Genomic DNA, 20,578 nt, shown 5'->3' with positions numbered 1-20,578 from the left:
ATACCAACTTTTACGGAAAAAGGTGCCCTCCTTTAAAAAGTTAAAACAAAGAACTGCTCTTATATTAGGTACGCCAGCAGACATACATACGAAACAACCTCTACAAAGCAGTAAAAATCACGAACACCAACCTATATATAACATAATAATCACAAAACATACCTACAATATATTGTAGACATTACTACAACATATTATCTTTGCCTACCTGTTACAAAAATAAAAGATGATAGAAATTACCTTGCCGGACGGCTCTATTAAAGAATTTGACAAAGGCATTACGCCTATGGATGTTGCTAAGACCATAAGCGAAGGACTTGCAAGAAACGTTATTTCAGCAAAATTCAATAATACAATTGTTGAAACCACCACACCTTTATCCATCAACGGATCACTAACCTTATATACCTGGAAGGACAAACAAGGTAAAACGGCATTTTGGCATTCTACATCACATATTGTAGCACAGGCTTTGGAAGAATTGTATCCTGGAGTCAAATTAACCATTGGTCCCGCAATAGACAACGGCTTCTATTACGATGTAGACCTTCCCACCGGCACCATCTCAGAAAAGGATTTTCCTAAAATAGAGCAAAAAGCACTGGAAATTGCCCGTGGTAAGCACGATTATAAAATGCGTTCTGTCTCTAAGGCGGACGCCCTTAAATTTTACAAAGACCAAGGAAACGAATATAAGGTTGAGCTAATCGAAAACCTAGAAGACGGCTCCATCACTTTTTGTGACCACGATACCTTTACCGACTTATGTCGCGGAGGACATATACCAAATACCGGTATTGTAAAAGCCATTAAAATTTTAAGTGTCGCCGGTGCATACTGGAGAGGTGATGAAAACAAGCCTCAACTAACAAGGGTCTACGGCATATCGTTTCCAAAACAAAAGGAATTAAAAGAGTATTTAGAGCTTTTAGAAGAAGCAAAAAAACGAGACCATAGAAAACTAGGAAAAGAATTAGAGCTTTTTACTTTTTCACAAAAAGTGGGACAAGGGCTTCCTTTGTGGTTGCCAAAAGGCGCCGCCTTAAGAGAACGACTAGAAAACTTTTTAAAGAAAGCCCAAAAGAAAGCTGGTTATGAAATGGTGGTAACCCCACATATTGGCCAAAAAGAACTCTACGTTACTTCTGGCCATTATGCCAAATACGGCGAAGACAGTTTTCAACCCATAACCACACCAAAGAAAGACGAAGAATTTCTTCTAAAACCTATGAATTGCCCTCACCACTGTGAGATATACAATACAAAACCGTATAGTTATAAAGAACTTCCAAAAAGGTTCGCCGAATTTGGTACCGTATATAGATACGAACAAAGTGGTGAACTACATGGCCTAACACGTGTAAGAGGTTTTACCCAAGATGATGCCCACATTTTCTGTACCCCCGATCAACTGGACCAAGAATTTAAAAATGTAATAGACCTATCCTTATATGTATTAGGTTCTTTGGGTTTTGATAATTTCACCGCCCAAGTTTCGGTAAGGGACCTAGACAACCCGGATAAATATATAGGAAGTGTCGAAAATTGGGAAAAGGCAGAGCAAGCCATTATCAATGCCGCCAAAGAAAAAGGACTGGATTATGTTATAGAAAGTGGTGAAGCTGCTTTTTACGGACCAAAGTTAGACTTTATGGTAAAGGATGCTCTTGGAAGACAATGGCAACTTGGAACCATACAGGTAGATTATAATTTACCGGAAAGATTTGACCTTACCTATAAGGGAAGCGACAATGAAATGCACAGACCCGTAATGATACATAGAGCTCCTTTTGGAAGCATGGAACGTTTTATAGCCCTGTTACTGGAGCATACGGGCGGTAATTTCCCGTTATGGCTGATCCCTGACCAAGCTATTGTATTGCCGGTCAGCGAGAAACATGAAAAATATGCAGAAAAAGTTTTAAAATCATTAGAAAATAACGAAATTCGCGCCCTAATTGACAACAGAAACGAAACTGTTGGCAAGAAGATCAGAGAAGCCGAGATGAATAAAATACCATTCATGCTCGTTGTTGGTGAAAATGATGAGATTGCAAATACTATATCCGTAAGAAGACACGGAGGTGAGGATTTAGGAGCAATTACCATTGAACAGTTCAATGACTTGGTAACAAACGAAATAAATAGTACCTTAAAGTCGTTTTAGAAAAAATTAAGTTTAATTAAAAAATATTAAGTCATAGCAATACGTAAAAGATTCAGGCCTCAACCTAGAAGGGAAAACAAAAACCCTCACAACATTAATGAAAAGATTCTTGCTCCAGAAGTAAGATTAGTAGGAGACAATGTGGAAGTTGGAGTATATCCAATAAGAAAGGCTTTGGATATTTCCAAAGAACTTGAATTGGATTTGGTGGAGATTTCACCTAAGGCGAATCCTCCTGTTTGTAAAATAATCGATTATAAGAAATTCTTATACGAACAGAAGAAAAGAGACAAGGCCATGAAGGCCAAAGCCTCTAAGGTTGTTGTTAAGGAAATTAGGTTTGGCCCTAATACAGACGATCACGATTACGAGTTTAAAAAGAAGCATGCCGAGAAATTCTTGAAAGACGGAGCTAAATTAAAGGCATATGTATTCTTTAAAGGTAGGTCTATTGTATATAAGGACCAAGGTGAAATATTGTTATTGAAATTGGCATCTGAACTGGAAGAACTTGGAAAAGTTGAACAAATGCCAAAATTAGAGGGTAAAAGAATGACCATGTTCATCGCCCCTAAGACAAAAGGAAAATAAAAAGCATTTCTTTTACTTGAAATGCATTAGAAAATACTGAATGCTGCCTATACTTGTTATGGGCAGTTTCAGCATAATAAAGTGAGATTAATTAAATAAATAGGAGAAAATGCCTAAACAAAAAACAAAATCGAGTGCCAAGAAGCGTTTTAAGCTTACCGGTACCGGTAAAATCAAAAGAAAGCACGCTTTTAAAAGTCACATTCTTACAAAGAAGTCTAAGAAGCGTAAGCTTGCGTTGACACATGATACCCTGGTACACCAGCATGATGTTAACAGTATTAAAGAACAATTACGTTTAAAGTAATTGAACAGTAAAAGGTAAAATTATTAACCATGGAGTTAGGCCAAAAAAGTTCCTAAATTTATTAGGGCGCCTACTACAAAAAATTTAAAGAAATGCCAAGATCAGTAAATGCAGTAGCTTCCAGAGCCAGAAGAAAAAAGGTAATGAAGCAAGCCAAAGGTTACTTTGGAAGACGTAAAAACGTTTGGACAGTAGCTAAAAATGCGGTTGAAAAAGCAATGTTATATGCTTACAGAGACCGTAGAAACAAAAAAAGAACTTTCCGTTCTTTATGGATTACCCGTATTAATGCAGGTGCCAGATTACACGGAATGTCTTACTCTCAATTTATGGGTAAGGTAAAAGCCAATAACATAGAACTTAACAGAAAAGTTTTAGCCGATTTGGCCATGAACCACCCTGATGCTTTTAAAGCAATCGTTGAGCAAGTAAAATAACAAACAATAATATCTCACTTTAAAAAATCCGATTCTTACGAATCGGATTTTTTTATTTTAGTGCATTTTTAATACGGACATAGAAAATGTAACCAACAACCTTTTTATAGTTTAACTACCCTTTTGTATTAAGCTAGGTAATACACGCTTAAATACCCCAGGCCGTAATCACCAAACTTCTACCTTGCGCATAATTTCTATGCTCGCAAAGATAAATACCTTGCCATATTCCTAAATTTAATTTTCCGTTTGTAATCGGTACTTGTACCGATGCTCCCATTAACGATGCTTTTATATGTGCAGGCATATCATCTGGCCCTTCATAGGTATGAACATAATACGGAGCATCTTCTGGGACCATAATATTCATATGGCTTTCGAAATCTTCCCTAACCGTAGGGTCCGCATTCTCATTAATCGTTAAACTCGCCGATGTATGTTTTATAAAAACCTGTAAAAAACCACTTTGAATATGCCTCATTTCTGGTATACCTTCCAAAACCTTGTCCGTTATTAAATGATATCCACGATTATAAGGCGGTAATACAAGTTCTTTTTGATATAGCTTCATTTTTAAAAATTATTAAATAAAGGTAAAACTTTCAGCTTTCTTCCCTTTAATACGTTTCATTGAAATATCTTTACTTTTTATTATAATTTATATATGGATCTATCAAAGGTTAAAATGGTCGTTTCCGACATGGACGGAACTCTTTTAAACGACAACCACGAAGTAAGCAGTCGTTTTTTTGAGCTTTTTGAAAAAATGAAACAACAAGGCATTATTTTCGTTGCCGCCAGCGGTAGACAATACCATAGTATCGTAGATAAATTACTTCCTATAAAGGATGACATTATCGTAATCGCCGAAAATGGCGGTTTTGCGATGCACCGAAACAAAGAACTTTTATCCACCCCCCTACCCTACGAGGATAAAAATACAGTGCTTGATATTTTGCAACCGGTCGATGATATATATCCCGTACTTTGTGGCAAAAACAGTGCATACATTAAAAACGGTTCAGAAAAGTTTGAATCAAAATTAAGGGAATACTATACAGATTATAAGGTATTGGAAAACCTAAAAGAGTTTGATGGGGAAATACTCAAAATCGCCATCTATCATTTTGAAAGCTCAGAACAATATATTTACCCTAATGTAGCTCATTTAGAAGACAATTTAAAAGTGAAGGTATCTGGCGAAAATTGGGTAGACATCTCAAGTCCAAATGCCCACAAAGGTTATGCTTTAAACAAGGTACAGGAACTTTACAATATTGGACCGGAAGAAACTATGGTCTTTGGCGATTACAACAACGACCTTGAAATGTTGGCCTTGGCCGATTTTAGCTTCGCTATGGAAAATGCGCATCCGAATGTAAAAAAAGCGGCCAACTACCTTACCGATAGCAATACCAATTTGGGTGTAGAGCGAATTCTAGAAAAGCTGGTAACTAGTTAATTCCATGTTATTCTACAAGTATTCTTGCCTTTATGGTTTTATATTTATAAACGGACAAGTTGATCTTCTCAGATAAAATAATGCTGGAGTTAGGGGCTATCTGTTTGTACAAATTCTTGTAATGCCCAATTTCTCTACCATCTTGGGTAAAGATGCTAAAAAACACCTTGAATTTTCCAAAGTCGGGCTTAAATAATTCGTTCGAGTTATTTTTAATTTCATAATCAACATTAATAGCATTGGAATCATAGGAAACCTCCTCTACCAACAACACTTCTATTTCTAAATTATTAGTCACATCAAAAGGTTCGTGATGCGATGGGGACATTTCATAACTACTTAAAGCCATAGAGCCACAACTATGTACCAGCACAACGACACAGATAAAAATAATCCTTTTAAATTTTATCATTTTATTTTATGAAGGTTGATAATATTTTAACTACTCTCGCCTCGTTATGCAAGTTTTTATACTTACTCTCGATCTCATCAAAATCGGCCCTATAAAATCTGTAATAATCATTTAGTTCCTCTTTAATACCATTTATGGCACTATGATGTAAATACTTTTTTATAGTGGTTTCACCTACAAACAACAACACGTATGTTTTCTGGTACCTTTTAAACAATTGCTTAAAAAGCCGGGGGTTATCTGTATAGCGAAGTTTATTCTCACTGGATAATTCATCTAACAGGAGCTCTAGTAAGGGTAATTGTCTAATAGTTTCGTTATTCACCGTCAACATAAGATCTGTAAGCTGAACAATGCTATTGTCCAGTTCCCTTTTTTCATATTTTTCATCCAAAAAGAGCTTAGATAAAATAACCATCCGCTTATCGAACAGTCTTTTAAGTTCTTCTGCATCACTGGAGATGGTTTTGTTCAGAGATATTTCCTTATCATAAACTTCGTAAAAATCGATTAATTCTTGTGATATCTTGGTGACCAAAATTTTCTCCTTATCCTCAAGAACACTTAAATCCAGATATTTAATCTCCTCCGATTCCTTTATTTCCCTATTAAAAACTTCAACAAAATACGCATCTGTTTCTTCAAAACCGACATTAACATCACCCTTATCATTGAATTTTTTACTTAACCTCTTTAATTCGGCCAAATACTCATAATGGCTCAATAACTTATATAAGACCAATGCTTTTTCTTCGTTTTTCTGAAGATCAGCTTTCGACCGTATGGCTTCATTAACCCCTAAGACATTTGCACCTGTATTTTGATAAAACACGTAACTAGGGTTATGAGAACCTTTAAAGTTTGGTGGTGCTCCAGTAGTTTGATCTTTTCCTTCACCAAAAAAGTTTTCTTTTTTGGAAATCTGCTCTAAAGGCATGTCTTTTAGATAGGTATAACTTGCTCTATAGTTCAACTGTTCAATTTCCTTATATACCTCCAAAGCCTTTTCATTTTCACCTAAAGCGTAATATGCTCCAGAAATGTTGGCCAAAAGCCCCCAAACAATCTTACGTTCCTTCTTGTCCTTTTTATTATACTTTGTTACCTGGGTCCTCCAAAAATCGATTTTAGGAAGTAGTCTATCCTCCAATAGCGATTGATAATGTGGACCAGGATCAATGTCGGCCAAATTAACAAGTTGATCTATGGAGTTTTGAAGTTCATAAAAATCATATCCCTTTTTCTTGTTATAGGAATATAGGTATAAGGTCGATTTTTTACGTCTTACATCTAATACATCTTGTAAGTGCACTATCATCTTATAATATAAAGGTCCGGACAAACTTCCACCAGCCTGTGCAAAATATTTTTCCGGGTTTTCCAAAAAATAAGCCTTTATTAAATCTATCGCCTTTTGCTCTGTTTTAATAGATTGGTTTTCAAACGCCGAAATGCTATGAAGCTCATTAACATCCTCTAAAACAGTAGCATACAGCATATTGTTTTGAGTATCCTTTACTTCTATTTTTAAACTTCTCAGCATTTTCAATTGACCCGTATACCTGACCTCATCCCCATTTACACCACGCTTTTCCTTATAGCCTATTACTTTAAATACAGTAGGTTGCGGAACAAAATACACTCTTACATCTGCCTTATCAAAAGGTACTGTTTTATATGACCATAGATCTAAATCGTTAACAAAACTTGAAGAGATGGTAGTTTTTACATTTCGACCTTCCAAAAAATCAACTTCCTCCCCATTTCTATAAAATATAGCCGCTCTTACAGGTAAGGGCTCTTCATCTACCGAAAAACCAATATTCCTTGATATACTTTTCACCAAGGGATAGTTCCACGAATAATAGTCAACGGATTTTTGTTTTGGGTTTTGGCCCCATGCAATAAAAACGGACAAAAAAAGGAATATTAATAGTAGAGAAGCACTTTTCAATATAATTGGTTTTTGGAACAAAACGGACAATAATCATTATTATTGAAAGTCGACAACTCTTTTTCATATAAGCCCTAAAATAAAAACACCCAGTGCAGTAGATCCATTACCTATTTTAAATTACTTGGCAAATACCCCATAGTTCTTTTAAAGGCCTTGGTAAAATGTTGTGGGTTAGAATAACCCACCTCGTAGGCCGCATGTGCAATAGTCACCCCGTCTTGGGCAATTAAACTTTTTGCCGCTTCCATTCTCAATGCAGTAATATACCTAAAAATGGGCATCCCGTACACTTTCTTAAAATCACGTTTTAATTTTGTCGCATTAAATCCGGCTATTTCGGCAAGATCCAAAATCTTAAGTGGTTCCTTCAGATTTTTTCTAATATAAGCTTCTACTTTTACCAAGGCCAAATAATCGGAATTCATCAGTTTATTATTGTTCTTCGATATTTCCAATGTTTGTCTTCCCATTAAAAAATCGATCAATAATACGGTAAGTTTACTTTCTAAATATCGTTGCCTTATTTCACCTTTATAAGGGCATTGTACAATCTCATTGATTTTACTACGTATCTGGGGCGGTATAAATTTACTTTTGTCCCACAGTACAAAAGAATTAGAGTTTAGAATAGCATGCTGTAATTTACCAAACGATGTTTTAAAATGAGTACCTAGAAGCTTCGGCAACAATTTTGGCTTTATATAAATCTCAAATATCTTCGCATTGCCCTTATAAAATATATCACGGCCCTCGGTAGTAGGGTAATAAAACATATTGCAGTGATTCTCTGGAATTTGAACCAAGTATTTTATATGGCTCAAGGGCTGGTAAGAATAGGTACCCTCTAACGAAAAATGGAACTTAATCAGATGTTGATCGCTGGTGACCTTTATCTCTGAATCAAATTCAAAAAGCTGTTGTGGGTTAGAAAAATCAATACCATTTATAAAAGAGCTCCCCTCTTTATTGGTGACCTCTACATTATTAAACTGAACAGAATTCTCAAAATAGCTGTCTTTAAACAACTGCTTAACGTGTATTTCTTTACACAACAAATCTCCATAATCAGTACTGTTCACTCCTAACTCCATTACTTCCTTTTGCGTATATAAAAATTCTTTTTGCGGTACTATACCCCGAATCCTGTTTTTAGATTTGCAAAGTTATCTATTTAGACTAAATCTTAATAAAAAGAAAGGTCTTTTTTTACCGATATGAAAAACTTATACATTGTTTTATTTCTTATAATTTTCCCATCTGTTCACGGACAGCAAAATTTTGGCACCATAACAGGTACAGTAACCGATGCTTCTGGAAATGCCCTACCCTATGCGAATGTTTTGGTAGAAGGCCTAAAACTAGGAGTACTTACCGACGATAGTGGATCATACACCATAAGAAAGGTCCCTTATGGAAAACGAAAAATCATAGTTTCTTTTATCGGCTATGGCAAACGCTCCAAAACCATTGAGATCAATAGCTTTAATACCTTTAAAATTGATTTTACCCTCGAGGAAACTGTAGAAAATTTAGATGAAGTTACCGTAAACGGCAAGTCTACAGAAACAGAGACAGAGACCGAAGGTTTTGCCGTAAATGCCATAAAAACAAAAGAAGCCAGCCTTAGAAATATTCAAACAAATGAATTGTTGAATACAACGGTCGGTGTAAAAATTCGTCAAAACGGAGGCCTAGGATCAGATGTCAACTATAGTTTAAACGGACTCTCGGGTGACGCCGTTAAAATTTTTATAGACGGAATCCCCATCTCCATATACGGTTCATCGTTTAACCTAAACAGTATTCCCCCATCAATGATCAAGAACATTGAGGTTTACAAAGGGGTGGTTCCCGGACATCTGGCGGACGACGCTTTGGGCGGTGCAATCAATATAGTTCTACATAAAGAGGCTAAAAATAATTTAAACGCTTCTGTTTCTTACGGATCTTTCAATACCATACAAGCTAGCGTTAACGGTACGTATCGTTTTAAAAATTCTGGATTCACCGTAAAAGCGTCACTTTTCAACAACTACTCAGATAACAATTATAAAGTTTCTGGCAGAAGTGTCGTTGTTACCGGTTTGGGTGGGGTACAAACACCTATTACCGCAAAAAGATTTAACGATGCCTATAGATCCACCGGCGGCATGGTGCAAGTTGGTTATACCGATGTAAAATGGGCCGATCAGTTTTTAGTAGGCATCACAGGGTCGGATGACTACAAAGAAGTACAGCACGGAGCATTTATGACCATTACCCCATACAAAGATCGATTCTTAGAATCGGATGCCTTATTGGCCAACCTCACGTACCAAAAGAAAGACCTTTTTACCAAGGGGTTGGATGTAAATATAAACGGTGCATATGGCAAGAGAAACCGTACTGTTAATGACACTGTTGCATGGGCCTATAGTTGGACAGGAGAAAGAGCTATAGATTATAAAGGAGATGAATATCAATATACATGGGGCTCTCAACAAGAAGGAGGACCTACATTGGCCCAAATAAAAAGAAACGTAGCATCTATTAGATCTGGTCTGTCCTATGCCATTAACGACCATCACAAGTTTTTACTGAACCATGTGTATAGTGGGATCGACAGGGAAGATAGCGATCCTTTACGTACAATTTTGGAAAATACATTTTATGGTACTAGGGATCTACACAAGAACATATTTTCCCTAACCTACGAACTAAACGCTTTCGATGAAAAATTAAAAGCTAGTATATTCGGAAAACACTATCAACAAAAAACGACCAGTGTAGACCCTGCTATTGCAACCGATACAAACGGTAACGATATCATAGTCGACGAAGTTGTAAGTAGTAATAAAAAATATGATGGGTATGGCTTTGCCGCTTCTTATGCCATTACCCCAAACGTTACACTTTTGGCCTCGGCTGAAAAAGCCATACGATTACCGAACGAAACCGAAATATTCGGTAATGACGGTGATAACGTAGTAGCCAATTCCAGTATTAACCCAGAACAAAGCGATAATTATAATCTTGGATTTCGGTTTGGGGCGTTCAATATTAAAAAACATCAATTTACCGTTTCTACCAATCTTTTCACAAGAAACATAAAAGACAGAATTGGTCTGCCTATAGAAACTTCATTAAATGTAGATGATGAGTTAATACTTTATGTAAACCAAGGCAGCGGAACCTCTAAAGGCATAGATGCGCAATTGAACTATACCTATAACAACAATTTTGGGCTCAACTTCAATATTTCCCGTTTTGATCTGACTATCGAAAACAATGGGGTAGAAATAGATGTTCCCAACACGCCATTTTTTACTATGAACGGCGGTCTACGCTATTCATTTAAAAATGTTATACAGAAAAAATCTCAACTAAACCTCTTTTACAACCTTTACTATACCGATGAGTTTTCTTATCTGGTTTCTCAAGGATCCAATACTGTTGGTGATGATTTTTTTAAAGTACCCGAACAATTACAACAAGACTTTGGACTTAGTTACATATTTCCGGGCAATAGATTTGTTGCCAGTTTTGATATCAAGAACATATTTGACAAACCGGTGTACGACAACCTATCTGTACAAAAACCCGGAAGAGCCTTCTATCTAAAAATAAATTATCGAATCAATAATTTTTAACCATATAAATACTTTCTAATATGAAACAATTCTTTTTGAATTATAAAACATTGGCCGCCACTATACTAACAGTCGGCCTAATGACCGCTTGTAGTAGCGATGACGACTCTGTTAATGTTGATACCGAAACGGAAACCGAGACAGTTAACGACGCCGATTCTAGATGGATCACCGTTGCGGCGGCCAGAATGGGAGAAGACCCCGGAGACGGTAATGGAGGTACTTTAATTTACTCCATAAGCAGTGAAGACGCTAAAGACCCTACAGTCTCTATTGAACCTTTTGATAATGGATTTATAGTACCTTCAAACAGAACTGCCCGTTTACAGTCTTCTGAAGATGGCAACACCATTTTTAATATCAGCTACGCTGGTGACACCGGTGGAAATTATACTAAATATACTGTAGAAGGCGGACAAACTTTTACCCAAACGGGATCAGAAATAAGCATTGCACCCTATGTAGGCACCGCACCAAGATGGATAAAATTATTTGACGGAGACCAAACGGGGGCCGCCGTTTATGTATCTACAGAAATTGAAACCGATGATGACGGCAATTACACCCGTACAAATGCTACTATGGGTGTTGTAACACTGGACTTGGTAAACTCTCAAATAAACAATTTTCAAGAGCATAGTGTGCCTTTAAGCGATGAAGAAGAAGCTGCTGGTTACTATATTTCGAGAATTGACATGCCTACTTTAAATGCGGCCGGAGATAAATTATATATCGGTGCCCGCTTAAGCAAGGTTGATCCCGCTACAGGGGAAAGTGACAGTGATTACGAGATACTTGGTTCTAAAACCATTGTATTGGATTACCCTTCATTATTAAACCCAACTGTAATCACCTCTGCGGTAGGACACGGAAACACAAACGGATACCGTAGCATCAATGCCTTTGAATATAACGGAAGTGTGTATCAAGCGAACCAGAACGACCCTGAAGGTTCTCATATTTTAAAAATTGACGCCAATAACGAGTACGATGATTCGTATGTTTTCAATTTAGATGACGCTTTAGGTGTAGAAGGTGCTTATATTCTTGCCTGGAGACCTGCCGCTAACGGAAAAGCTGTTATCGCCTACCGTCATAATGGATCTGCAGAAGGTGTGGCCGGAGCTCAAGGATTTTTTGCTCTAGCTGACTTAAATGCCAAAACCGCTGTGAAAATTGACGATATTCCATACGATCCAGATTTCTACCTTTTCCAATACCAAGGTTTTGTGGTCGATGGAACTGAAATATACCTAACCGAAGCGCCTGTAGGACAAAACGGAAACATTTATGTTATAGAAACAGAAACAGGTGAAGTAACTAAAGGTGCCGAATTGGTAAACGTAGAGGGAAGTCACTTTATAGGGGTATTCTAAACCTAGAAAATCCTTTCCGGTTCTAGCAAACAAGAACCTTATTACAAAAAACCGTGGTCAAGACTTTCGTTTTAACCACGGTTTTTTTTTTATGATTTACGCTCTCTTTTAACAAGAATATTTTTTAGGTCTTTTGTTTCTTTTTTCTTGCTGCCGGAAAAAGCACATTATTAAGAATTAAGCGATAACCGGGAGAAGTAGGGTGTAGTTCCAGCTCCGTTTTTGGGTCCCCTACCCTATGTTGGTAATCCTCCGGGTCATGCCCTCCGTAAAAAGTAAAAAAGCCTTTCCCCTTTATTCCATGTATATATCTGGCCTCTCCATTTATTTTGTTCTCTCCCAAAACCAATACCGTAGGTTTTATTTCGTCTCTTTTAAAAGCTGTGGTCTGCCCCATAAACCCTTTTACCAAAGATGTATGATTTTGACACAACATAGTGGGTATTGGATCCCATTTTGCAGAAAAATCCATTAAACTAAAATAATCGGATTCTTTGGGGACATTCCCTCTTTGCGAAGTCATATCGATGGATGAAAACTCATACTTCAAAGGATTACGCTCCAATACAAAATCTGTAAACGCAAAGGTTTTATTATAATCCAAACTTGCTTGGTAATTAGGGTCTGAAGGATCGCCATCGAACATAGGTTCGCAGATATCGACATTCTCCGCCGCCAGGGCAATATCAAAACTATCCGTGGCGGAGCACATAGCGAACATAAACCCACCGCCTATAACGTAATTTCTTATTTTTAGGGCCACCGCAAGCTTCTCTTCCGACACTTTATTAAATCCCATTTTTTTTGCCAGTTTCTCCGCCTCCTTTTTTCCCTCTATATACCATGGAGCAGCTCTGTAAGCACCATAAAATTTACCGTACTGTCCCGTAAAATCTTCGTGATGCAAGTGCAACCAATCATACAGTGCCAATTTATCGTTCAATACTTCCTCATCATATATTGTAACATACGGAATCTCGGCATAGGTCAATGCCATGGTAACGGCATCATCCCATGGTTGGTTTCCCTTGGGCGAATAAACCGCTATTTTGGGCGCCTTCTCAAGAATAACAGCATCTTGATTTTTAGAAGGACTACTTATTTCATCTAAAATACTATTTGCCCGATCGTCGGACAACACCTCAAACGACACTCCCCTTATCTGACATTCTTTTCTGATAGATTCCCCATCCGGCAATAAAAACGAACCTCCCCTATAGTTCAGCAACCATTGCACCTTTTGTTGTTTGGATAGCACCCAATAGGTAATACCATATGCTTTTAAATGATTCTTTTGGGTATCGGCATCCATAGGAATAAGGATCGACGACGCAAAAATCGAAGTCGAAAAAAAGAAGATAATAAGAATCAAAAACCTTTTACGCATATATTTTTTATTGTGAAGTCTACTCAAAAGTAAACGAAAAACAATAAAACGATATTTTAAGAATCGTTAAAGATTTTGAAAAGTACCAATAGAAAGAACAAATGAATGCTTTTACAAGCGTATTTACTCCTACAAAACCTTACAAATGCAATATTTAGAACGGCACATCGTCGTCTTGTGGCATTCCTTGATTCATAGAACTACCAAAGGCATCATCTGCACTGGGCAAGTTTTTGGTCGTAAACGGGTTCTCTTCGTTGGCGTTCATTTTAGACTGAAACTCGAACGGGGAATCAAAATCATCCAGGTTATCAAACTTACCTTGACTACCGATAAACTTCAAACGAATATTTTCTAGACCACCGTTTCTGTGTTTGGCCACAATAAATTCTGCCTGACCTTGGGTGGGAGTACGTTCTTCATCGTCCCATTCCTCTATTTTATAATATTCCGGTCTATATATAAATGATACGATATCCGCATCTTGCTCAATCGCCCCAGATTCCCTCAAATCGGAAAGAATAGGTCTCTTACTTCCACCACGCGTTTCTACGGCACGTGACAGCTGTGACAACGCTATTACAGGAACGTTCAGTTCTTTTGCCAAAGCTTTCAGGTTTCGAGATATGGTAGAAATTTCCTGCTCCCTATTTCCTCCTTTTTGACTTCCTCCCGCTGTCATCAACTGCAAATAATCTATCATGATCATTTTAATGCCATGTTGCGATGCAAGCCTACGCGCCTTTGCCCTTAAATCGAAAATTGAGAGAGAAGGGGTATCATCTATAAACAAAGGAGCTTTTTCTAGGGTCTTCACCTTTACGTTCAATTGCTCCCATTCGTGTTTTTCTAATTTTCCCGTTCTCAATTTCTCCGAAGAGAGCCCTGTTTCGGAAGAAATTAACCTTGTAATCAACTGTACCGATGACATTTCTAGAGAAAAGAATGCAACCGGAGTATTCGAATTAACGGCCATGTTCCTGGCCATCGATAAGGTAAGTGCCGTTTTACCCATACCTGGACGGGCAGCTACAATAATCAAATCACTAGGTTGCCAACCAGATGTCAACTTATCTAATTTATCAAAACCGGATGGAATACCACTTAACCCTTCTTTATTGGCGATCTCCTCGATTCTTTTCTTTGCCTGAATCACCAAATTCTGTGCAGTTTCTGCAGAACGTTTTAAGTTACCTTGGGTAACATCGTATAATTTAGCTTCTGCGGCGTCCAACAGATCAAAAACATCGGTAGCTTCATCATAAGCCTCCTCTATTATCTCGTTCGATATTTTTATAAGACTTCGCTGAATGTACTTTTGGAGAATAATTCTTGCATGGAACTCGATATGGGCAGAAGATGCTACTTTCTGTGTTAATTTTATCAAATAAAAGTCGCCTCCGGCCGCCTCAAGTTTTCCAGCTTTCTTTAATTGCGAGGAAACGGTTAATAAATCTACAGGTTGCGATTCCTCAAATAAAACAAATATGGCCTCATAAATGAACCTATGGGCATCTTTATAGAAAACATCGGGGTGCAGAATATCGATAACTTCATCGACTCCTTTTTTATCAATCATCATCGCACCTAACACAACCTCCTCTAAATCAACGGCTTGAGGCGGAATTTTACCTCTTTCAAGGTTTATAATCGTAGATTTGTCAATCTTTCGACCAACGATAGGTTTTGTGTTCTCCATATTGCGAAAATATACAATTAACCTTTAGTTAACTTGAAAAATCACGTTTTCGATGTTCACAGTTAACTAACAATTGACTGTTAGTAAATTACAATTTTATGTTGATAAGATAAAAAAACCGAAGATTTTCATCTTCGGTTTGTCGTCAGGTTCCTAAAATGGTATCTCAACCATTGAATACACCCATATTTGCATATTTTTCCATTCGTTGTTTCACCAATTCTTTTGGTGATAACTTTTGTAGTTCCCCAAAATTTGAAACAATTTTATTTTTTATAATCTCAAAAGTCTTTTCTCTATTGGCATGTGCTCCGCCAGCAGGTTCTCTAACAATTTCATCGATCAATTTCAATTTTTTCATGTCGGTCGCAGTAAGTTTTAAAGCCTCTGCAGCTTTTTCCTTATACTCCCAGCTTCTCCATAAGATAGAGGAACATGATTCTGGGGATATGACCGAATACCATGTATTTTCTAACATTAGTACTTTATCACCTACACCTATACCTAAGGCGCCTCCTGAAGCTCCTTCCCCGATAATGGCAACAATGATAGGGACTTTTAACTTGGTCATTTCAAATATATTTCTGGCGATCGCCTCACCTTGACCACGTTCTTCGGCCTCAATGCCCGGATAGGCTCCCGGAGTGTCGATTAACGTAACGACAGGTATTCCAAATTTTTCGGCAGATTTCATTAGGCGCAATGCCTTTCTATACCCTTCGGGGTTTGCCATACCAAAATTACGATACTGACGTGTCTTGGTATTATACCCTTTTTGCTGGCCTATGAACATAAAGCTTTGATCACCTATTTTACCAAGACCACCGATCATAGCCTTATCGTCCTTAACGGTACGGTCGCCATGCAACTCTAAAAAAGTATCACCACAAATGGCATTTATATAATCTAGGGTGTAGGGTCTATTAGGGTGTCTAGAAAGTTGAACACGTTGCCATGCGGTCAGGTTCTTATATATTTCCTTTCTAGTATCGTTTAGTTTCTTCTCTATTTGTTTACAGGTTTCCGTAACATCAACATCACTTTCCTCCCCAATAATCATACACTTGTCCAATTGCTCCTCCAGCTCTTTAATTGGAAGCTCAAAATCCAAATACTCCATAGTTTTCAATAAGATTTAGTTAGTTGTGCAGGCAAAGATAAAACTTTAATAAGTATTCTAGACTGCTCTACCTATTTTATCCGGGTCTTATATTTCAGTATCCCGTTCAACACCACCGTTATTAATATAATCAGGGCACCAACATAAAACAGCGGGTTCATTTTTTCGTCGGCGCCAAAAATAAACCATGCCAGTACAATACCATAAATTGGTTCTAGATTTGTCGTAAGCATTACCGTATAGGGAGTTAAAACGCGCATAACCTTTATAGAAGCTATAAAGGCATAGGACGTACAAACAAGCCCCAAAATCAATAGATACAACCAATCCGTTATGTCAATTGCCTCAAAGTTCATATTAAAATTGGTTCTATATCCCATAACTATCGAAAGGAACAGAACACCTATACCCAATTCGTAAAATGATATTACCGAGGGGCGATGGGTTTTTACCAATTTTCCATTGATGAGAGAAAAAACGGCAGCCAAAAATGCCGACAGCAGAGCAACCACCATTCCTTCTGTATAGGTAGACTCTACCCTAAAAATGAGCATTAAACCCATTATCACCGCTATTCCAAATAGAATTTCATAAGCGATTACCTTACGCTTAAACAACAACGGTTCTAACAAAGCGGTAAAAAAAGCTCCTGTGGACATCATGGCCAATGCAACCGAAACGGTAGCTATTTTAATGGCATAGAAAAAAGTAACCCAATGCCCTGCAACCACAATACCGGCCAACACCAACCATAAAAAGGTTTTTTTATCTACTTTAAAACTGAAACCGGAAAAAAGCATATAAACAAAAATAGCCAATGCAGCGATGGTCATCCGATACCAAACCAAGGGTAAGGAATCTATAGATATTAACTTGCCCAAAATGGCCGTAAACCCCCAAATAAAAACTATAAAATGTAAATGAATTAGGTTGAGTGTCCTATCTTTTTGCATTTTGTAAAAGATAAAAAGCCAAGATGCCAAAAAGCACATTTGGAATAATAACGGCTAACAAAGGAGAAAAACCCGATTGCTCTGCCAACGTACCAAAAACTTTGTCAAAAAAGATAAAAACAAAGGCTACCAATATACCAAAAGCCAGATTCACTCCCATGCCCCCCCTTCTTTTTACGGAAGAAACGGCTACGGCAATAATCGTTAAGATAAAGGCCGTTAAGGGCAAGGCCCACCTTTTATATTTTACTAAAATGTAGGTGTTAATATTTGAAGCCCCCTTACGTTTTTGATCTTCAATAAACTTATCTAATTCGAACAAATTTTTGGTTTCCGCAACATAAGATACCGGAGTAAGATCATCTATCTTAAAAGAAAAGACGGTATCCAATCTTCTTTTTCTTTCTATGTGGGCCGAGTCGCCCACCATTTTACGTTTTACATACGAGGTTAACCTGTAATTGCTATCTTTCTCAACCCATCTTATGTTCTGTGCAGAGATCTTAAAATCCAACTTATTATTTTCATTGAACCTTTCAAAGGTGAAATTATGCCCTAATTGCCTTGCCGGATCAAAACTACTTACGTAGATAAAATCAGTTTCGTTCAATTGGTTAAATATATTATTTGTGACCCTATCTTGTTTACCTCGTTTTAAGTACTTGTATTTAAATTCGTTAAAACCAATACTTGCCTGTGGCACAATAAACATGGTCATAAAAAACATAATTATGGCAATAATGGTGGCCCCTATCAAATAGGGTCTTAAAAACCTTCCGTAAGAGACCCCTGAACTTAAAATCGCAACGATCTCTGTATTATTGGCCAATTTTGAGGTAAAAAATATGACCGATAAAAAAAGAAAAATGGGAAATAAAAGACTGCCTATATATATCGTAAAGTTTAGATAATACACCAATATTTCATTTAAAGGTGCCTCATTATCTATCATCTTGCCAATCTGTTCGGCGAGGTTTGCCATGATACCTATGGGTATGAACAAGAGCAGCATCACCGCAAATGTGGTCAGATAACGCTTTAATATATATTTATCTATAATTGTAAGCACTATAGTCTTTTATCCATTTGTTTTACCATACTGTTTTTCCAGGTATAAAAATCCCCCTCCAATATATGTTTTCTGGCTTCACGAACCAACCAAAGATAAAAACCTAGGTTGTGTATCGTTGCAATTTGTTTGCCCAAATACTCGTTGGCGGCAAATAAGTGCCTTAAATAAGCCTTGGAATATTCCCTATCTACAAATGTAGTGCCCATTTCATCTATGGGAGAAAAATCATCTTCCCATTTTTTATTCTTGATGTTTATGGTTCCGTGTGCCGTAAAAAGCATTCCGTTTCTAGCATTTCTTGTAGGCATTACACAATCAAACATGTCTACTCCCAGGGCAATGTTCTCCAATATATTTATGGGCGTACCCACTCCCATTAAATATCTTGGTTTGTCCTCGGGCAAAATATCGCACACCACCTCTGTCATGGCATACATTTCTTCTGCCGGCTCCCCTACAGAAAGCCCGCCAATAGCATTGCCTTCAGCTCCGGCATTAGCAATATACTCCGCAGATTGTTTTCTCAAATCTTTATAGGTAGACCCCTGCACTATTGGAAAAAAACTTTGGGAATAATCATATGCGAAAGGTGTTTTTTTCAAGTGATCTATACACCTATCCAACCAACGGTGGGTCATATGCATAGACCTTTTAGCGTAGTTATAATCACATGGGTATGGAGTACATTCATCAAAAGCCATAATAATATCGGCCCCGATCACCCTTTGGATTTCCATGACGTTCTCAGGCGTAAACATATGCATGGAACCGTCTATATGTGATTTAAACTTAACCCCTTCCTCTTTTATTTTTCTATTCGCCGATAAAGAATATACCTGATATCCACCACTATCGGTCAAGATATTACGGTCCCACCCCATAAACTTGTGCAGTCCACCTGCTTTATGAAGTATTTCCGTTTTTGGTCTTAAGAACAGATGATAGGTATTTCCTAATATAATATCAGGGTCTATTTCTTCCCGTAATTCCTTTTGATGCACTCCTTTTACGGATGCTACTGTACCTACGGGCATAAATATAGGCGTCTCTATCTTTCCATGATCCGTGACCATGGTACCTGCTCTTGCTTTGCTAAGCGTATCGGTTTTGTGTAAAGTAAATTTCAATAGTCTATAGAATAAAGTTGCAAAGATAATGAACTACAGGTCTCTAAAACTTAATAAAAGTTAAAGATGTTTTTATCTCTCGTTGTGGGCAATATAACCATAAGCATAAACCAAAAATTAACTAAGATGTAAATTTTATGGAACAATAAACCACAATGCCTACCGTTCTGATGGTATAACGAGCATTGTAATAATTGGTATTGTTCTTGATATCAGTTATTTCAATTAAAATAAAACTATATGAAAAAAGTAATTTTTCTTACTGTTATGTTATTGACAGGGCTATCGACTATGGCCCAAAGTGAATCCGGATTCGGTATTAAAGCAGGTTTAAACTATAACGCCAATGGTGATTATTTCGAATCTGCCGGTGATGTTGCACGTGATCCCGATAGAAATGTAGGATACCATTTTGGTATTTTTGGTAAAGTTGGGGTAGCCAAAATTTATGTGCGTCCAGAATTGGTCTATACAAAAACCAAATCTGATTACAACGGAGATGATTTTGACATGAGCAAATTAGATGCCCCTATTTTATTGGGTGTTAAAGTTGTTGGTCCGTTGCATGTTTTTGCCGGTCCTTCTTTTCAGTATATATTGGATACCGAGTATGATGGTATTACGATAGACGATGTAGAAAACGATTTTACCGTTGGTATGAACATAGGTGCCGGAGTAAACCTTGGTAAATTAGGAATAGACCTACGTTACGAAAGAGGTTTTAGCGATAACGAAGCCACCTTTATAAATACGAACATTACCACAGTCGGCCCAAGTAGAATAGACACCAGACCCGATCAATTAATTTTAAGTTTATCCTTAAAAATATAGTTCGTCATAAACGACAAAAAAAGCTCTCATTTTCATGAGAGCTTTTTTTAT

18 protein-coding genes are annotated in these 20,578 nt (G+C 37.3%); 8 read left to right on the top strand and 10 right to left on the bottom strand.

From position 1 onward, the window contains the following. Positions 1–226: 226 nt before the first annotated feature. From thrS to rplT, 4 genes are all read left to right on the top strand, one after another. Positions 227–2,167 (top strand): threonine--tRNA ligase, encoded by a 1,941-nt coding sequence (thrS, locus tag J8L85_RS17590; RefSeq protein ID WP_211019484.1) that lies wholly within the window; start codon positions 227–229, stop codon positions 2,165–2,167. Positions 2,168–2,206: 39 nt separating this feature from the next. After that, on the top strand, positions 2,207–2,758 hold the full coding sequence (gene infC / locus J8L85_RS17585) for a translation initiation factor IF-3 (RefSeq protein ID WP_262493352.1): 552 nt from the start codon (positions 2,207–2,209) through the stop codon (positions 2,756–2,758). Between the two features lie 109 nt (positions 2,759–2,867). After that, entirely contained in the window at positions 2,868–3,065 is a 198-nt protein-coding gene (rpmI, locus tag J8L85_RS17580) for a 50S ribosomal protein L35 (RefSeq protein ID WP_047245905.1), read from the top strand. Positions 3,066–3,157: 92 nt separating this feature from the next. After that, positions 3,158–3,502: a 50S ribosomal protein L20 gene (gene rplT / locus J8L85_RS17575; RefSeq protein ID WP_047245906.1), complete on the top strand. Its 345-nt coding sequence runs from the start codon at positions 3,158–3,160 to the stop codon at positions 3,500–3,502. 148 nt (positions 3,503–3,650) lie between these two features. Here the strand turns inward: rplT and J8L85_RS17570 are convergent, their stop codons facing one another. Next, positions 3,651–4,073 carry a secondary thiamine-phosphate synthase enzyme YjbQ gene (locus tag J8L85_RS17570; protein WP_211019483.1) on the bottom strand — a complete coding sequence of 141 codons (423 nt, stop codon included), beginning with the start codon at positions 4,071–4,073 and terminating at the stop codon, positions 3,651–3,653. Between the two features lie 93 nt (positions 4,074–4,166). On the opposite strand from J8L85_RS17570, the gene J8L85_RS17565 reads away from it, so the two are divergent. After that, positions 4,167–4,964, top strand: coding sequence for an HAD family hydrolase (locus J8L85_RS17565; RefSeq protein WP_211019482.1), 798 nt, complete (start codon positions 4,167–4,169; stop codon positions 4,962–4,964). A 7-nt stretch (positions 4,965–4,971) separates the two neighbouring features. Here J8L85_RS17565 and J8L85_RS17560 read toward each other — a convergent pair whose 3' ends face one another. From J8L85_RS17560 to J8L85_RS17550, 3 genes are all read right to left on the bottom strand, one after another. Further along, complete coding sequence (locus J8L85_RS17560; protein WP_211019480.1) at positions 4,972–5,376, bottom strand: hypothetical protein; 405 nt, start codon at positions 5,374–5,376, stop codon at positions 4,972–4,974. 1 nt (position 5,377) lies between these two features. Next, positions 5,378–7,330, bottom strand: coding sequence for a hypothetical protein (locus J8L85_RS17555; RefSeq protein ID WP_211019478.1), 1,953 nt, complete (start codon positions 7,328–7,330; stop codon positions 5,378–5,380). A 110-nt stretch (positions 7,331–7,440) separates the two neighbouring features. Next, positions 7,441–8,424 (bottom strand): helix-turn-helix domain-containing protein, encoded by a 984-nt coding sequence (locus J8L85_RS17550; RefSeq protein WP_211019477.1) that lies wholly within the window; start codon positions 8,422–8,424, stop codon positions 7,441–7,443. Positions 8,425–8,547: 123 nt separating this feature from the next. On the opposite strand from J8L85_RS17550, the gene J8L85_RS17545 reads away from it, so the two are divergent. Beyond that, positions 8,548–10,962, top strand: a complete 2,415-nt coding sequence (locus J8L85_RS17545; protein WP_211019476.1) for a TonB-dependent receptor — start codon at positions 8,548–8,550, stop codon at positions 10,960–10,962. Between the two features lie 20 nt (positions 10,963–10,982). Then, positions 10,983–12,338 (top strand): hypothetical protein, encoded by a 1,356-nt coding sequence (locus J8L85_RS17540; RefSeq protein ID WP_211019475.1) that lies wholly within the window; start codon positions 10,983–10,985, stop codon positions 12,336–12,338. Positions 12,339–12,462: 124 nt separating this feature from the next. On the opposite strand, the gene J8L85_RS17535 is transcribed toward J8L85_RS17540, so the two are convergent. The 6 genes from J8L85_RS17535 to tgt all read right to left on the bottom strand — a co-directional run bounded on the left by J8L85_RS17535 (position 12,463) and on the right by tgt (position 19,696). Continuing rightward, positions 12,463–13,725, bottom strand: a complete 1,263-nt coding sequence (locus J8L85_RS17535) for an asparagine synthetase B (RefSeq protein ID WP_211019474.1) — start codon at positions 13,723–13,725, stop codon at positions 12,463–12,465. Between the two features lie 154 nt (positions 13,726–13,879). Further along, positions 13,880–15,424, bottom strand: coding sequence for a replicative DNA helicase (gene dnaB / locus J8L85_RS17530; RefSeq protein WP_211019473.1), 1,545 nt, complete (start codon positions 15,422–15,424; stop codon positions 13,880–13,882). A gap of 166 nt (positions 15,425–15,590) precedes the next feature. Next, the gene (locus J8L85_RS17525; RefSeq protein WP_211019472.1) at positions 15,591–16,544 is read right to left on the bottom strand and encodes an acetyl-CoA carboxylase carboxyltransferase subunit alpha; all 954 of its coding nucleotides are present in this window, start codon (positions 16,542–16,544) and stop codon (positions 15,591–15,593) included. A gap of 71 nt (positions 16,545–16,615) precedes the next feature. After that, complete coding sequence (locus J8L85_RS17520) at positions 16,616–17,497, bottom strand: DMT family transporter (protein ID WP_211019471.1); 882 nt, start codon at positions 17,495–17,497, stop codon at positions 16,616–16,618. Next, the gene (locus J8L85_RS17515; protein WP_211019470.1) at positions 17,484–18,566 is read right to left on the bottom strand and encodes an LptF/LptG family permease; all 1,083 of its coding nucleotides are present in this window, start codon (positions 18,564–18,566) and stop codon (positions 17,484–17,486) included. Before J8L85_RS17515 ends, J8L85_RS17520 begins: the two co-directional genes overlap by 14 nt. Next, a complete protein-coding gene (tgt, locus tag J8L85_RS17510; protein ID WP_211019469.1) occupies positions 18,566–19,696 on the bottom strand; it encodes a tRNA guanosine(34) transglycosylase Tgt in 1,131 nt (376 codons plus the stop codon). Before tgt ends, J8L85_RS17515 begins: the two co-directional genes overlap by 1 nt. A gap of 240 nt (positions 19,697–19,936) precedes the next feature. On the opposite strand from tgt, the gene J8L85_RS17505 reads away from it, so the two are divergent. Continuing rightward, complete coding sequence (locus J8L85_RS17505) at positions 19,937–20,527, top strand: outer membrane beta-barrel protein (protein ID WP_211019467.1); 591 nt, start codon at positions 19,937–19,939, stop codon at positions 20,525–20,527. Positions 20,528–20,578: the final 51 nt, after the last annotated feature.

Origin of the sequence: Maribacter sp. MMG018, from assembly GCF_018100785.1 — a bacterium.
GTDB lineage: Bacteria > Bacteroidota > Bacteroidia > Flavobacteriales > Flavobacteriaceae > Maribacter.
The sequence above is the reverse complement of the archived record's forward strand: the minus strand, read 5'-3'. Positions and strand labels throughout refer to the sequence as shown.

Excerpts from the sequence above, each read along its gene's own strand:
- thrS (WP_211019484.1), top strand. The coding sequence starts at position 227 with ATGATAGAAATTACCTTGCCGGACGGCTCTATTAAAGAATTTGACAAA.
- rpmI (WP_047245905.1), top strand. The coding sequence starts at position 2,868 with ATGCCTAAACAAAAAACAAAATCGAGTGCCAAGAAGCGTTTTAAGCTT.
- rplT (WP_047245906.1), top strand. The coding sequence starts at position 3,158 with ATGCCAAGATCAGTAAATGCAGTAGCTTCCAGAGCCAGAAGAAAAAAG.
- J8L85_RS17570 (WP_211019483.1), bottom strand. The coding sequence starts at position 4,073 with ATGAAGCTATATCAAAAAGAACTTGTATTACCGCCTTATAATCGTGGA.
- J8L85_RS17565 (WP_211019482.1), top strand. The coding sequence starts at position 4,167 with ATGGATCTATCAAAGGTTAAAATGGTCGTTTCCGACATGGACGGAACT.
- J8L85_RS17560 (WP_211019480.1), bottom strand. The coding sequence starts at position 5,376 with ATGATAAAATTTAAAAGGATTATTTTTATCTGTGTCGTTGTGCTGGTA.
- J8L85_RS17550 (WP_211019477.1), bottom strand. The coding sequence starts at position 8,424 with ATGGAGTTAGGAGTGAACAGTACTGATTATGGAGATTTGTTGTGTAAA.
- J8L85_RS17545 (WP_211019476.1), top strand. The coding sequence starts at position 8,548 with ATGAAAAACTTATACATTGTTTTATTTCTTATAATTTTCCCATCTGTT.
- J8L85_RS17540 (WP_211019475.1), top strand. The coding sequence starts at position 10,983 with ATGAAACAATTCTTTTTGAATTATAAAACATTGGCCGCCACTATACTA.
- J8L85_RS17535 (WP_211019474.1), bottom strand. The coding sequence starts at position 13,725 with ATGCGTAAAAGGTTTTTGATTCTTATTATCTTCTTTTTTTCGACTTCG.
- dnaB (WP_211019473.1), bottom strand. The coding sequence starts at position 15,424 with ATGGAGAACACAAAACCTATCGTTGGTCGAAAGATTGACAAATCTACG.
- J8L85_RS17525 (WP_211019472.1), bottom strand. The coding sequence starts at position 16,544 with ATGGAGTATTTGGATTTTGAGCTTCCAATTAAAGAGCTGGAGGAGCAA.
- J8L85_RS17520 (WP_211019471.1), bottom strand. The coding sequence starts at position 17,497 with ATGCAAAAAGATAGGACACTCAACCTAATTCATTTACATTTTATAGTT.
- J8L85_RS17505 (WP_211019467.1), top strand. The coding sequence starts at position 19,937 with ATGAAAAAAGTAATTTTTCTTACTGTTATGTTATTGACAGGGCTATCG.